General features: G+C 54.3%; 10 protein-coding genes and 1 riboswitch. Of the genes, 3 read left to right on the top strand and 7 right to left on the bottom strand.

The window, feature by feature from the left end; genetic code table 11:
- The first annotated feature begins 348 nt into the window (after window positions 1-348).
- Window positions 349-1782, top strand: a complete 1434-nt coding sequence (locus NTX59_10885; protein MCX5786180.1) for a glucosylceramidase — start codon at window positions 349-351, stop codon at window positions 1780-1782.
- Between the two features lie 21 nt (window positions 1783-1803).
- Here NTX59_10885 and NTX59_10880 read toward each other — a convergent pair whose 3' ends face one another.
- Window positions 1804-3249, bottom strand: a complete 1446-nt coding sequence (locus NTX59_10880; GenBank protein ID MCX5786179.1) for a glycoside hydrolase family 30 protein — start codon at window positions 3247-3249, stop codon at window positions 1804-1806.
- A 35-nt stretch (window positions 3250-3284) separates the two neighbouring features.
- Window positions 3285-3428 (bottom strand): hypothetical protein, encoded by a 144-nt coding sequence (locus tag NTX59_10875; protein MCX5786178.1) that lies wholly within the window; start codon window positions 3426-3428, stop codon window positions 3285-3287.
- Between the two features lie 81 nt (window positions 3429-3509).
- Here NTX59_10875 and NTX59_10870 point away from each other — a divergent pair, with 81 nt between their 5' ends.
- Window positions 3510-5039 carry a glycosyltransferase family 39 protein gene (locus tag NTX59_10870; GenBank protein MCX5786177.1) on the top strand — a complete coding sequence of 510 codons (1530 nt, stop codon included), beginning with the start codon at window positions 3510-3512 and terminating at the stop codon, window positions 5037-5039.
- 179 nt (window positions 5040-5218) lie between these two features.
- Entirely contained in the window at window positions 5219-7690 is a 2472-nt protein-coding gene (locus NTX59_10865) for a DUF3536 domain-containing protein (protein ID MCX5786176.1), read from the top strand.
- A gap of 61 nt (window positions 7691-7751) precedes the next feature.
- On the opposite strand, the gene NTX59_10860 is transcribed toward NTX59_10865, so the two are convergent.
- The 5 genes from NTX59_10860 to NTX59_10840 form a co-directional block, all read right to left on the bottom strand.
- The gene (locus NTX59_10860; GenBank protein MCX5786175.1) at window positions 7752-9371 is read right to left on the bottom strand and encodes a DUF1957 domain-containing protein; all 1620 of its coding nucleotides are present in this window, start codon (window positions 9369-9371) and stop codon (window positions 7752-7754) included.
- Window positions 9361-10236 carry a DUF4912 domain-containing protein gene (locus NTX59_10855; protein MCX5786174.1) on the bottom strand — a complete coding sequence of 292 codons (876 nt, stop codon included), beginning with the start codon at window positions 10234-10236 and terminating at the stop codon, window positions 9361-9363. Before NTX59_10855 ends, NTX59_10860 begins: the two co-directional genes overlap by 11 nt.
- 402 nt (window positions 10237-10638) lie before the next feature.
- Complete coding sequence (locus NTX59_10850; GenBank protein MCX5786173.1) at window positions 10639-11433, bottom strand: ABC transporter ATP-binding protein; 795 nt, start codon at window positions 11431-11433, stop codon at window positions 10639-10641.
- Entirely contained in the window at window positions 11430-12368 is a 939-nt protein-coding gene (locus NTX59_10845; GenBank protein MCX5786172.1) for an iron ABC transporter permease, read from the bottom strand. Before NTX59_10845 ends, NTX59_10850 begins: the two co-directional genes overlap by 4 nt.
- Before the next feature lie 72 nt (window positions 12369-12440).
- A complete protein-coding gene (locus NTX59_10840; protein MCX5786171.1) occupies window positions 12441-13322 on the bottom strand; it encodes a helical backbone metal receptor in 882 nt (293 codons plus the stop codon).
- A gap of 135 nt (window positions 13323-13457) precedes the next feature.
- Window positions 13458-13512: riboswitch (cobalamin riboswitch) on the bottom strand.
- Window positions 13513-13535: the final 23 nt, after the last annotated feature.

Genomic DNA, 13535 nt, shown 5'->3' with positions numbered 1-13535 from the left:
AAATACGCATCAGCGGCACCGCGCCGTCAGCCTGAAAAATGCAGTTGCATTTTTCCCCTCGCGGAGCTCAGGTGTCCCGCCCTTTTGGCTGAACATTAATCCAAAAGAGCGGGGCTTAGTTTTCGACCCGCTGCTGCGGGGAATCCTGCATTTTTTTATTCACCTGATTCTCTTATGGAAACCAGATTAAACTCCAGGATTCAGGTTAGCTTATATCGCCCTTTTTTGTGTTGTAACTTTGGAAATTAAGATTTACAATAAATAACATTAAACAATATTAAACGGCATTATGGGAGGCGTATTATAAAGACATGGAAACCGGCGGACTTTAGATTTGCGGGGGCCCGCATGTGCGCGGCCGCGCTTCTGGCCCTGGCTGCAGGCTGCGCTTTAAGGAACGGCGCCCTGAAAAACACGGCATCCGCCCCGGACCGGCACGCGGCTGCGGCTGAATTCTGGCTGACGAAAGCGGACGGCTCCGTCTTATTTCAACAACAGCCCGGTTCGCTTCATTTTGACAAACAGGAGGCCGCACCCGGCTTGGCCATAAAAATAGACCCGGGCGTAAGCTATCAGGAAATTGACGGCTTCGGCTGCACGCTTACCGGCGGCAGCGCCAGATTGATACAGGATCTGCCGCAGCCGGAAAGAGCGGAATTACTGCATGAGCTTTTTGCCGTTGACGGCGGCGCCATCGGACTCAGTTATTTAAGGATCAGCATAGGCGCGTCGGACCTGGACGGGCGGGTTTTTTCTTATAACGACCTGCCTTCGGACTCTGAACAAAAAGATCCGGAGCTGGCCGGCTTCAGCATCGCGCCGGATAAAGAGGCCCTTATCCCGGTGCTTAAACAGATACTGGCGGTAAATCCCGGACTCAAACTGCTTGGTTCGCCGTGGTCCCCGCCGGCATGGATGAAAACCAACGGGAACTCAAAAGGCGGGTCCTTAAAACCGGAATACTACGGGGTTTACGCGCGGTATCTGGCAAAATACATCGGAGCCATGCGGGCCGAAGGCATAAACATTGACGCGATCACGGTGCAAAACGAACCCTTGAACCCGGACAATAATCCCAGCATGTTCATGCCGGCCGAGACACAGGCTCTTTTCATAAAAAGATATCTGGGCCCGGAGTTTAAAAAAGACGGCCTGAAGACTAAAATACTGCTGTACGACCATAATTGCGACAGGCCGGAATATCCGTTAGCCATACTGGAGGACGAGGAAGCCGGCCGCTACATAGACGGTTCCGCCTTCCATAAATACGGGGGAGAGATCACGGCCCTGTCCGCGGTGCATGAGGCCTATCCGGATAAAAACGTTTACTTTACCGAGCAATGGGTCGGCGGGCCAAGCAAGTTCCGTGAAAATTTTGAATGGCATCTCGGGACTTTAATTATCGGAGCGACAAGGAACTGGAGCAAAACCGTGCTGGAATGGAATTTAGCCTCGGATCCGGACTACGGCCCGCATACAGCTGGAGGTTGCGTGAACTGCCAGGGCGCGCTCACCATAGGCCGGGAGATCAAGCGCGATGTGGCTTACTATGTGCTGGCGCACGCTTCAAAATTCGTAAGACCCGGTTCAAAAAGGATCGCCTCGAACCTTCTGCCGTCGCTGCCCAACGCGGCCTTCAAAACGCCGTCCGGGGATATAGTCCTTATTGTGTTGAACGAAGCCCCCGCCGCGGCTGAGTTCAATATTCAGTATCGGGGCGGAACCGCGGCTGCAAGCCTGCCGGGAGACTCGGCGGGAACCTATGTTATACGGAACCGGTAACGCGGCCTTCCGCCGAGGCGCTTATTCCACGACCAGCGTCGCGATAGAATGAGGCGGGGCGGCAAGCGCGGCGGCTTTGCCGGCTATCCAGAGACGGTAAGGGATATTGTCCCCGCTCTGGTTCATGACAATGACCGCCAGGCTTCCGTCTTTGTTCAAAAAAGCCGTGGTCAGCAATTGGGCGCGAGAAGAGGAACTTGCCGCGCGCCTGGCGCCGGGCCGGATAAACTTTGAAAAGTGCCCGATGTAATAATAAGAATTCATGTAACGCAGAGAGCCTTTTCGCGTGTCCCCGTGCAGGGGGGCGAAGCAGAAATTCCCCGCATGGTTCGGCCCGCCGGTTTCATCCAGAAGCACGTTCCAGTCCGTCCAGGCCGCCGCACCGTTATTGAAATCATTTATCATGGATTTTCCGTACAGCTCTCCCCAATTCCAGTCGTCTATGGTTTTCCAGCTGAACGGATAATTGCAGGCCTCGGTAAGGATCAGATTCGTGTCCGGATAGGCTTCGCGCGTCCGTTTCACATTTTCGAATATGGAATCGCCGTGCCATTTTTCATACCAGTGAAACCCTATACCCCAAAGATACTTCGCGGTATCCGGATCATCCAGCAGAACGACGGCGCGCTGGAACAGCAGATCCCGGTTATGGTCCCAGCCTATAAGTTTTTTCGCGGCCAGGCCCTCTTTTTCTAAAGTCGGGCCAAGATAGTTTTTTATAAAATCCCTTTCTTCTTCCGCGGTATAAACGCAGGACTCCCATTTTTGCACGGCCATAGGCTCGTTCTGCACCGTCAAGCCCCATACCGGGATGCCTTCTTTCTCGTACGCCTTTATAAATTTCACGTAATAATCCGCCCATGACTGCGAAAATTCTTTTTTCAGCTTGCCGCCGTGCAGGATGTCGTTATTGTCCTTCATCCAGGCCGGCGGACTCCAGGGGCTGACGAACAAAGTCAGTTCGCCGCCTGCGGCCGCTATGGCCCGTTTGATAAAAGGAATGCGGTATTTAAGGTCATGGGCCACGCTGAAAGATTTCAGCTCTTTGTCCCCCTCGTCCACGTAGGTGTAGCTGCCGCTTGAAAAATCAGAGCTGTTCATGGGCGTGCGCGCCAGGGAATAACCTATGCCCGCCTTGCGGTCGAAATACGCGGTCAATACCTCCTGTTGCTTGTCCAGGGGCAGTTTCGCGAAAGTCTCGGCGGCGGCATCGGTCAGGGCCCCTCCTATGCCCACGAAAGCCTGAAATAATTTGGAGGGGTCCACAAAAACGCAGGGTTCGGTTTCCAGCGGCTGGCTGAAAGGTTTGAAGGCGAAAGCCCCTTCCGGGCTTAAACGGTATTCGGTCTTGTCCGCGGTGATATAAACCGAGACTTTTTTGTTCCAGGTTGAAAACGCCGGCCCGTCCGGCTGCCGGGCGCACCCGGCCAAAATGAGCAGGCACAAAGATAAAATAGTTCTTTTCATACGCGCACCCCTTAAATAGTTTAGCGGCGGTTCAATTATACACCTTTGACCAGTTCAAAATAGGCTCTCAATCTTATATCGGCCGCCGAAGAACCTATCATAAGGACAAATTCCCCCTCCTCCGGTCCATATTCCAGTTTCTGGTTGTAACTCCTGCCGGTTAGAATTAATTTTAACATAATTGCCGAAACGGCGCTCCAATGGCTATAATACAAAGCGTGCCCCGCTCTTTTCGGGCAAAGGGCCTGGGCAACTAAATCATGAAGTTAAAAGAATATTTTTGGCGGTTCGTGCAGCGGGATGAATTTCTGCCGTCGCTGACGATCCTGACCGCGGCGGCTCTTTGGCTGCCCAGCGCAGCTTCCTCGCTGTGGCGCGACGAAGCGATAACATACTGGGTAATAAAAGACGGCTGGGCCGAAACTTTTAAACGCGCCTTTACTTTTCAGGAATGGTCCGGCGCCTATTTTCTGTTCATGAAGGCGTGGATTGCGGCTTTCGGCAAAAGCGAGGCGGCCCTGCGGCTGCCTTCCATTGCGGCGGCCGCGATTGCGGCTTACGCGGTCTACCTGCTGGGTAAAAGGCTCAGGGACAGGGAAACAGGGCTCCTGGCGGCGCTGGTGTTCTGCTCTTCCGTCGCCATGGTTTTCCACGCGGCGGACGCGCGTCCATACTCGGCGGCGCTGGCGTTCGCGATATTGTCGACCCTTAACCTTGCGGCGCTGCTGGATGAGGGCAAGACAAAGAATATGTCCGCTTACGTCTTGTTCACGGTCCTCGCCGTTTATTCACATATCATGTTCGCGGCTCTGCTAGCGATACACGCGCTTTACTGCGGCGGAAGATATTACACGGAAAGACGCTTTGCCGCGAAATTAGCCGCGGCATACAGCCTAGTCTTCCTGTTCCTGCTCCCGCTGGCCGGTCCGGCGCGCCGCATCCTGGCCAGGGCGGCCTTGCTCATGTTCTCCCGGCCTCCGCCCGCTTCGGCCCTGATCTCCACGGCTATCCCGTCAGCGCTGGCGGCCGCAATAGCGGCGGGACTGCTGGCGGCCGGGGGTGTCAGATCTCAGGCGGAAAGGCTTAAACCCATCCCGGCTTCAGCCCTTGCCCTTGCGGCGGGACTGGCCTTCCTGCCGCCGCTGGCATTTTTTTCCGTGTCACGCCTCGCCGGGCTCGGGATATGGGTGCCAAGATACTTTTTATATTCGCAGGCCGGCGCCGCCCTGTGCGCCGGGATATTCCTGCGGTCGCTGGAGACCGGGAAAATGCGCAGGCTGGCTGCCGCCGCGTTCGCAGCGGCAGCCCTGTTGTCCTACGGCCGCACGGCTCACAGCAATGAGGACTGGCGCCTGGCCGCGCAATGGGCCGCCGCGCGGTCCGGGCAGTTCCGCGCCCCGGTGATGCTGGTGAGCCCATACGTGGAATCGAACCAGTCCGCCTGGCTTTACGATCCCGAGAAAGCAGGGTATCTGGCCGCTCCGCTGTCCTATTATCCTGTCGGCGCCCGGATCATAATTCTTCCGGTAACGTACTCCGGCGCGGCCGAAAATTACGCTCTGGAGAGTATAAAAACCGCCGAGCAGGGGGAAGCCGGCGCGGTGATCATAAGCGCCGGGGGAATGGATTATGATGGATGGCTGAACAGTCGTTTCATGGAAAACAAATTTGTCAGGGCCGAGTACAGGCGGCGCGGCGATCTTTCCTCGGCGCTGTTTGTTCCGCGTTCTGGCCGCCAATTCGGCGGAAAAACCGCCGGTCCCGCCGCCGCCCCCCGATATCATCCATAAAATCTTTTCGCGGAGCCGGCTCTTCCGGCGCGGACGAAGGGGCTGGCCGCGCCCTTTTGGCAAAGTATCCGGCTGAACCGTTGCCGGAAAAGTTCCTTGCAACTTTGTGCCTTCGCGCCTCCGCCCATTCCCCCATCTTTCTCCTTGAACACGCGCCCGGCAATGACTATAATTTGTGAATGACCACTTCAGACAGCCGCAACAAATTTTTAGCCGTGCACGCCCACTTTTACCAGCCGCCAAGGGAAAATCCCTGGACCGGCGAGATCGACCACCAAAGTTCGGCCTGGCCGTACCACGACTGGAACGAACGCATAGCCCGCGAATGCTATATCCCGAACGCCTATTCCCGCATTAACGATTCAATGGGCCGGGCGCTGGAGCTTGTAAATAACTATGAATATCTTAATTTCAATTTCGGGCCCACGCTGCTTTCCTGGCTGGAGCGGAAATACCCCGCTTATTACGCCAAGGTGATAGCCGCAGGCATCAGCAGCCGGGAAACCTGCGGCCACTCGAACGCCATAGCGCAGGTTTACAACCATCTGATAATGCCGCTCGCTTCTTTTAACGACCGCCTCACCCAGGTTATATGGGGCATAAGGGATTTTGAATTCCGCTTCGGCTTCAGGCCGGAAGCGATGTGGCTGGCGGAAACCGCGGTCAACGACGACACGCTGCGCCTGCTTATAGACCACGGGATGCGATACGTCATACTTTCCCCCTACCAGGCCGAAAAGATAAGGCCGCTCGACTCGGATAAATGGACGGACGTCCCCCTCGGTATTTTTGACACCGGCGAGCCCTATATCTGGTTTGACCGCGCTCCCGACGAAACCACAATCAAGAACCGCAGTCTGGCTATTTTCTTTTATAACGGTCCGCTTTCAAAAGCTATCGCCTTTGAAAACGTGCTTAAGGATTCCGGCGCGCTCTCCGAGCGGATCAACTCATGTTACCATGCCGCCCCGCGCGCGGACCAGCTCGTAAGCGCGGCCGTTGACGGGGAAACTTTCGGCCATCATCACAAGTTCGGCGATATGACGCTGGCCCACTGTTTCAGGCACGAACTGAAAAAACACCGCATAGAGGTCGTGAATTTTTCCACCTACCTTGATACCCATCCCCCGAAAAAGGAGGCGCTTATAAAAAAAGGCCCCGACGGAGACGGGACAGCCTGGAGCTGCGCCCACGGAGTAAGGCGGTGGAAAGGCGGCTGCGAATGCGGCAAAGAAGGCAACTCCAGCCTTAACTGGCGCCTGCCTTTGCGCGCGGCCTTAAACGCGCTGAGGGACACGGCGGCTGAAATTTATCTTGAGGAAAGCGCGGGCCTGCTGAAAGACCCCTGGCGCGCAAGGAACGACTATATAAACCTGCTGCTTGAGCCCGGCCCCGGACCGAAAGAGGCTTTTTTCAATGAACAGGCGGCCAAACCTCTCGGCGAAGAGGAAAAAAAGAAAATATTGCTGCTTCTGGAATTGGAAAAAAACACTCTGCTGATGTTTACCAGCTGCGGGTGGTTTTTTTCGGACATTTCAAGGATCGAAGCCCTGCAAAACCTGAAATACGCGGCCAAGGCCGTGGAAACCCTTGAATTTCTGGGCTTTAAAGACGCCCGGCGCAGGTTCCTTTCGCTGCTTGAAATGGCGCAATCCAGCCATAAGGACTTTGAGAACGGCGCCCAGCTATACGCGCATTTTGCCGGCGGCGCGGCCCCAGGCCCTGAAAAGATAGCGACGCTTTATCTGCTTGAACTGTTTTTGCGCCCCGGCGAAGGGCGCCGGACAAAGCTCTTATTCTCCCACGAGCCCGCCGGGTCGGCTGTTTTCGGCGAACTTCACTGCCGTTGGGGGCGCGTAAGTTTTTACTCACCCGAGACGGACACAAAAACCGGCCTCTCCTTTGTTTTTCTGCGCAGGGACGGGGAATTTCCGGTGTTCTTTTTCCCCCGCCTGAAGGACGGAGAACCCATTGAGCCGCTGTTGAAGAGCGGGGACCTGGAAACGGCGGGGCTCGCGCTGACGGAAAAACACGGAGCGGAGCGCGTGGGCTTTGAAGACTTGACCCACGACGAGAAAAGCGCCTTTCTCGAACTGGTGGTCGCTGAAATAAAGGCGAAACACTCCAAACAGCTTTTAAGCGTGCTTGAAGACCTGCTTTATGTTTTTGAAAAAAATCCGGGGACTCAGCTTGCGGTGTTCGAAACACTCAGACGCAGCATCAATACTTACGCGGGCGAAGCGCTCGGCGTGCTTTTTGATATGGTCCTGCGCGACAAAAGCGGGGAAACTTTTAAAAAGCTTTATGAACTTTCAAAAAGGCTGAGCACTATTAAGGCGGATTTTGAGTTTTCCCCCGCGCCCGCGATAGCCGCCGCCTGCGCCATTTCCTGCGCGGCCAAAGTAAAAAAAGATCCGTCTTCAAAACACCTGGAAGAGTTGACCCTGCTTTTAAAAACCGCGCGGTTCCTGCGCGCGGGAGAATTGTTGTTTCACCTGCAGAACTCGCTCGAGGGAATTTTCCTTGAAGCAAGAACAGATCTCCGCTGGGCTCCCATGGCGGCCCAGTTGAAAGAGCTCTATCAGAATTCGGAGATGGTGATAGAAAGGTTCAACCTTAGGCTGGAGGAACTTTCAGCCCTGAAAAAATAGCTCAGATAAAAAAAATCCCGCGGCTTATTAAAAGCCGCGGGATTTTTGCGTTCGCCGAAGATCAACTCTTGGCCGCTTTATCGGCTTCGGCCGTGGAAAACACTCTGTAGTCTATGGCGGGGAAAATATTGTCCCGCCATTCTATGTCCTTCAGGTAGCCTTCGTCAATGCGGTTCCCCATTATCTGCTCGTAAAGGGCGATAAAGCGGTGGGTATGCTCAACGAACCGCTTGGTGGAGTAGGTTTTAGCCGTCCCCACCGTCATTAAAAACGCCCAGTCCGAAGACATCCCCAGCGCCACTTCCCGCGCGCACTGGTTCAGCGCCCGCTTAAGCGGGCCGTCGGGCGACTCAAAACGGTTGGCCATTTCCACCATGCGCTCCACAGCCTTGTGCAGGTGCCGGTACATCCAGTCGTTGGTGCCGTTAAGCCACACTTCGTTATAGCCCTTATCCCCCCATGTTGACATGGAGGGCTGCACCATCTGGTTGTCGGGGTAAATGCCCAGGTACTCGCTGGGGGTTACAAGCTTGACAGTCTGCTGGTCGTAGTGGATCTTTTTAAGGAAAAATTCTATGAAATCCGTACCCTCGTACCACCAATGGCCGTAAAGCTCCGCGTCGTACATGGACACGACTATCGGTTTGCGGCCCAGGAAACCGTTCAGGTGCTCTATCTGGCGCTCGCGGTTGAACATGAAGTTACCCGCGTGTGAAGCGGCTACTTCGCGCGCTTCCTGGGGATTATAGGGCGCCTTTTCGTTCAAGCCCACGCGGCCGGTAATGCGGTGATACTTCATACTTATGTTGCGCCGCACCCCGTCAGAGTGCAGATAGGGCTTTATGTATTCATACTCCATATCATAGCCCAGGTCGCGGTAGAACTCCCTGTAGCGGTGGTCGCCCGGGTAGCCCGTTTCCGCGCTCCATACCTGCTGGGCCGATTCCATGTCGCGGCCGAAAGCGGCTACGCCGGACGGACAGTAAACCGGGGCGTACACTCCGTAGCGGGGCCGGGGGCTGCCGTAAATTATGCCGTGCGTTTCAAGAAAGAAAAACCTTATGCCGTTGGCTTTCAGATACACGTCGTCGCCGGGATTATAGGCGCATTCGGCAAGCCAGATACCGCGGGGCCCCCGCCCGAAATGCCTGCGATAATCATCGGAGGCAATTTTTACCTGGGCGTAAACAGCTTCCTTGCGCACCTCAAGCGGCAGAAAGCCGTGGGTGGCGCCGCAGGTTATAACCTCAAGCCTGCCCATGTCCTGGAATTTCTTAAATCCCTCAAGTATATTGCAATGATAGTAATCCTCGTAAAGTTCCTTGATGCGCTTGAATTTGCGCTCGTACATCCTGGCTACGTCGTAAAATTGCGTATTGCGCGTACGCACGACTTCCTTTTCGGAAAGTTCCAGGCGCTGGTTGTAATAGCGCTGGAAACGCTTGCTTAGAAGAGGGTCCGCCATCATATTGCATAAAGGCGGCGTAAGCGACATGGTAATGCGGAAATCGACGTTTTCCCGCGTCAGACGTTCATAAATGTCCAAAAGCGGCAGATAAGTTTCGCACATGGCCTCATAAAACCAGTCTTCTTCAAGGAAATCCTCATACTCGGGATGTCGTATGAAAGGAAGATGGGCGTGAAGCACTAAAGCCAGGTAGCCTTTTTCGTTATTTGCCATCGGTGTGGGTGGTTCTTGAAACTTTGATCTCTATTTCCCTCGTATCGCTTTCATCGTTTGAAACAGCTTTTATGGGCAGGCCCATGCTGCCGTCCGGCAGGGCAAAACGCATGGAGAAAGTGCCGTCCGTGTTTAATTTTACTTTGCGGCCCGAGACCGTTACGCAGGCGTCCGGCTCGGTGGCCCCGTAAAGGATAAGTTCGCAATCGGCCACCAGCCAGAAATTCTTATTGACGGAAGGCTGTTTGCCGAGGGCGTGGGAAGACAGCGAGCTGACGCCCCAGGAGGACGCGCGTGAAAACACGGCGCGCAGCATTTCCCAACGCTGGGCAAGAGATTTGGCCACTTCACCCGAACCTTTGCCGATGTATTCCACTCCGGAAAGCTGCAGCAGCTTTTCAAAGTCGGAGGAAACCGACATCCACTTTTCATCGGTGACATCGGACACCATTCCACCGGGCAATTTAACCGGATTAGTGCGCACCAGCCCTATAAAACGGCCGTCCGGGGTAACCAGACCGACTTCGCAGCAATAAGTCCTGCCGCTTTCCTGGACATTGATATACCAGTTCTTAGCGTCCACCATGATCGGGATGTCAAAATATTTCTGGTCGCCCCCGTCTACGGAACCGGTGGCGGTAACATCGTAAACCCTGATTATCTGTTTGGATTTCTGGAAGATGTCCGCGCCGTGTTTCTTGCAGACTTCGGCTTTGGCATTGGCGGTTATTTCCCAGTAAATAAACATCCAGTTAGGGTCCCTGGGAAGCAATACGGCTTCGGTGCTGCCGTAACCCTCAGGTAGCGATTTATAATCAGAACCCGGGCTAATATTATCCTTATTTATCTGACCGGATGAGGTCATTATCGTTTCTCCTTAAGATGGTCTTAATTCCGTGTCGTTACAGCTTCCGCCCAGAGCGGACCAGCCGGATGCAGTATGGCTGGAAGGGGTTTGGCGGCATAGTACCGCAATGGACGCAAAAAGGTTCAAAGTCCCCCATTGACCTTTGACTATAAAGACTATAGCAAATTCGGCAACCGGAAGGCAAATGGTAAAAAGAACTGACGTCAAGTGCCAATGGACCCCAAAAAACCAGGCCAAAAGGCCCATTCTCTGCCTTAAGCCATATGCCCTGCGGCTGTTCCAGCCGCACCCTATGCCGTATGCCTTAAGCCATATGCTTTTTAGGGGAGTTTCCTTACAAGCCTATGGCGTATGGCTTAAAGCGTAGGGCGATTTTTCTGCTTATGGCAGCCTTTCTGCCTATGGCGTATGGCTTCGAGCGTATGGCGGTCTTTCTGCCGCGGCTCCCAGAAAAAGGCGGACGCTTTCTTCTTTAAGCGCGTAAATACCGGCAAGAATAGACGATTTAAGCAGATTTTCAGGTTTTCCAAACAGGTTTCCCCCTCCTTTCTTCAGAATCAGCAGGCGGGAGGCGGAAGCGGCGGCAAGTGAAATATCGTGCGAAACAAGACAGACGCCAAGACGTCTTTCAACAGCCAGTTTTTTAAGCAGCGCCAGTATTTCCACAGTATATTTAACATCCAGATGCGAGGTGGGCTCGTCTAAAAACAGCAGTTTCGGGTTCTGGGCCAGCGCCTGGGCGATAAAAACGAGCTGCCTTTCCCCGCTTGAGAGAGAATTAACCGGTCTGGCTGAAAAAGCGGCCACACCAGTTTCCTCAAGGGCCGAGGAGGCGGCGGCCCTGTCCTCTTTTGAATAATCGCGCCACCAGCCCGCGTGGGGAGCCCGGCCAAGCAGCACCGTTTCGAGAACTGAAAATTCATAAGGCAGGTGAATTTCGCTTGGCACATAGGCAAGCGTTTTAGCCAATTCGGTGACCGGAATAAGACCCAGTTCCCGCCCCTCAAGCCTTATGGAGCCGGAAGCGGGTTTTAAATAACCGGTAAGCAGTTTTATAAGCGTGGATTTTCCGGCGCCGTTAGGGCCCAGCACCCACAGCAGATCCCCTTTCAAAATTTCGAAGGAAAGGTCTTTTATAAGCGGCTCCCTGCCGTAGGAGAACACAAGGCCTTCGGTTTTAAGAAGTGTTCTCATGCGCGCCCCCTTGAATTTTTACATAAAAGCCATAAAAAGAACGGCGCGCCTATAAGGGCGGTAATAACGCCTGAGGGTATTTCAGAGGGAGCGGCAACCGTGCGTCCGATGGTGTCGGCTATGGAGAGGAAAACCGCTCCGCCAAGCGCCGATGCAGGCAGGAGTGTTCTGTTCGAGGCGCCGAAAGCCAGGCGGACTATATGCGGAGCCATTAACCCCACAAAACCTATGGTGCCGCCTATTGCCACCGCGCCCGCGGTGGCGGCGCTCGCAAGCGCGAAAAAAAACAGCCGCGCCTGCGCCGGTGACGCGCCCAGATGATAGGCTTTTTCTTCGCCCAGCGAAAACAGATCCAGCCGCCGCCAGGAAAAAAAAGACACAAGAAACACGCCCAGGACTATAAGCGCTGAAATGGCGAGCAGCCCCGGCTCTGCCGAGTAAATCCCTCCCATAACAAAGTAAAGCATGGAAAAAGAGCGTTCTTTTGAAAGGCTCAAAAACAGCATGACAAGTGCGGTTATAAATGAACCGACCACGATGCCTGAAAGCACCAGCCCCGCCTCCGAGAGATTGCGGGCGGAACGCGCCACGCCGTAAGAAATAAAAGTGGCGGAAAAAGCCCCCGCGAAAACCATAGCGTAAAAAATAAGCGTGCTGCGCTCCACTCCCAGCGAGAGGCAAAGCACCGCGGCCGCCGTTGCGCCGGAGGAAGTGCCCAGAATGTAAGGGTCGCTCAGCGGGTTTTTAAGCAGACTCTGGAAAATAGCGCCCGAGAGCCCCAGTCCCGCGCCTACGATTACGGCGGCGGCGGTGCGCGGCAGCCGTATGTCAAGGATAATAGACGGTATGGAAAGGCCCGCAGGGCCTAAAATCAGCGAGACTGCGCAAGCCGCGGCCAGAATGATTAAAAGCCAGAATAGTTTAGTGGAAGTCATAAAAAAAATCCAAGATTCAGGATTTAAGATTCAAGATTAGAAGACAATCTTCAATTCCGGAATCTTGAATCTTCAATTATCATGTCTTAAATCCTTAAGCCGCAGAAGGGTCTTTAACTTTTCAATTTCACCAAGGATGCCCGGCGCGGGCCGGGTAAAAGCATTGCGGTCCAAAGAGGTTATGATCCGGCCGCCGCGCGCGGCTTTCAGGCCCGCGGCCATCGGCCTTTTGAGGAACTCTTCTTTTGACGATGAGAGAAGCACGATAGCGTCGGGATCCCGCGTTACTATTTCCTCCCAGGAAGTCTGGAAATAATCTTTTTTTTCAGCCGAAAAAATATTTTTCCCTCCGGCGCGTTCAACGGCGTCGGAAAGAAAAGAAAGACCGCCCACTGTCCAAAGCCCTTCATCGGCTTCCAGGTAAACGGACACGGGCTTGCCCCGCGCCTTGGCCCCTTCGGAAAAAGTGCGGGTCTTGTCTGCTGAAGCTTTTTTGGGCCCGGCTAAAAAACGGGAAGCCAGCTTTTCCCCCTCTTTTTTCCGCCCGAGAGCCGCGGCTATTATGCGCGCGCTGCGCGCGATATCCGCCACCTTTGCTTCCGGCGGGATCTCGACCATTTTAAGCCCCAAGGCCGAAAGTTTGGCGGCTAGCCCCGAACCTTTCCAGCGTCCGGTAAAAACCACATCCGGCTTTAAGGAATAAATTTTCTCCGCGTTGGGGCGCAAATAATCGCCTACTTTTTCAATTTTTGCGGCTTCAGGCGGTCTGTCGCAGAAATTTGTCACTCCGACCAGCTCGCTTCCCGCGCCGAGAGCGAATATTATCTCGGTATAGGAGGGCATTAGAGATACGACCCGCCTTGCCTGCGCGGGCGAGGAGAAGGCACAAAGGCACAAAGGCACAAAGGCGCAAAGAGACAGGATATTTTTATTTTGCGATTTTTGTTTTTCCATATTTTCTTCAATCTGTGCAATCGCTACCGAATCCGTGGAATCTCTTCAAATAAAAAAGTCCTTTTTCCAGGGGAAAAAGGACTTAAGCGGTTTTCCCCTCGGAATAAACGCCCGTTTGGGCGCTTTAGCAGTAGACCGGGCTTAACCTTTCGGTATTACCGTTGCGGGGCAGCCCCGGAATCGCACCGGGTTCCTCTGCGTGTTTGTCTATGA

Source organism: Elusimicrobiota bacterium, assembly GCA_026388155.1.
GTDB lineage: Bacteria > Elusimicrobiota > Elusimicrobia > Elusimicrobiales > UBA9959 > UBA9634.
The sequence above is the reverse complement of the archived record's forward strand: the minus strand, read 5'-3'. Positions and strand labels throughout refer to the sequence as shown.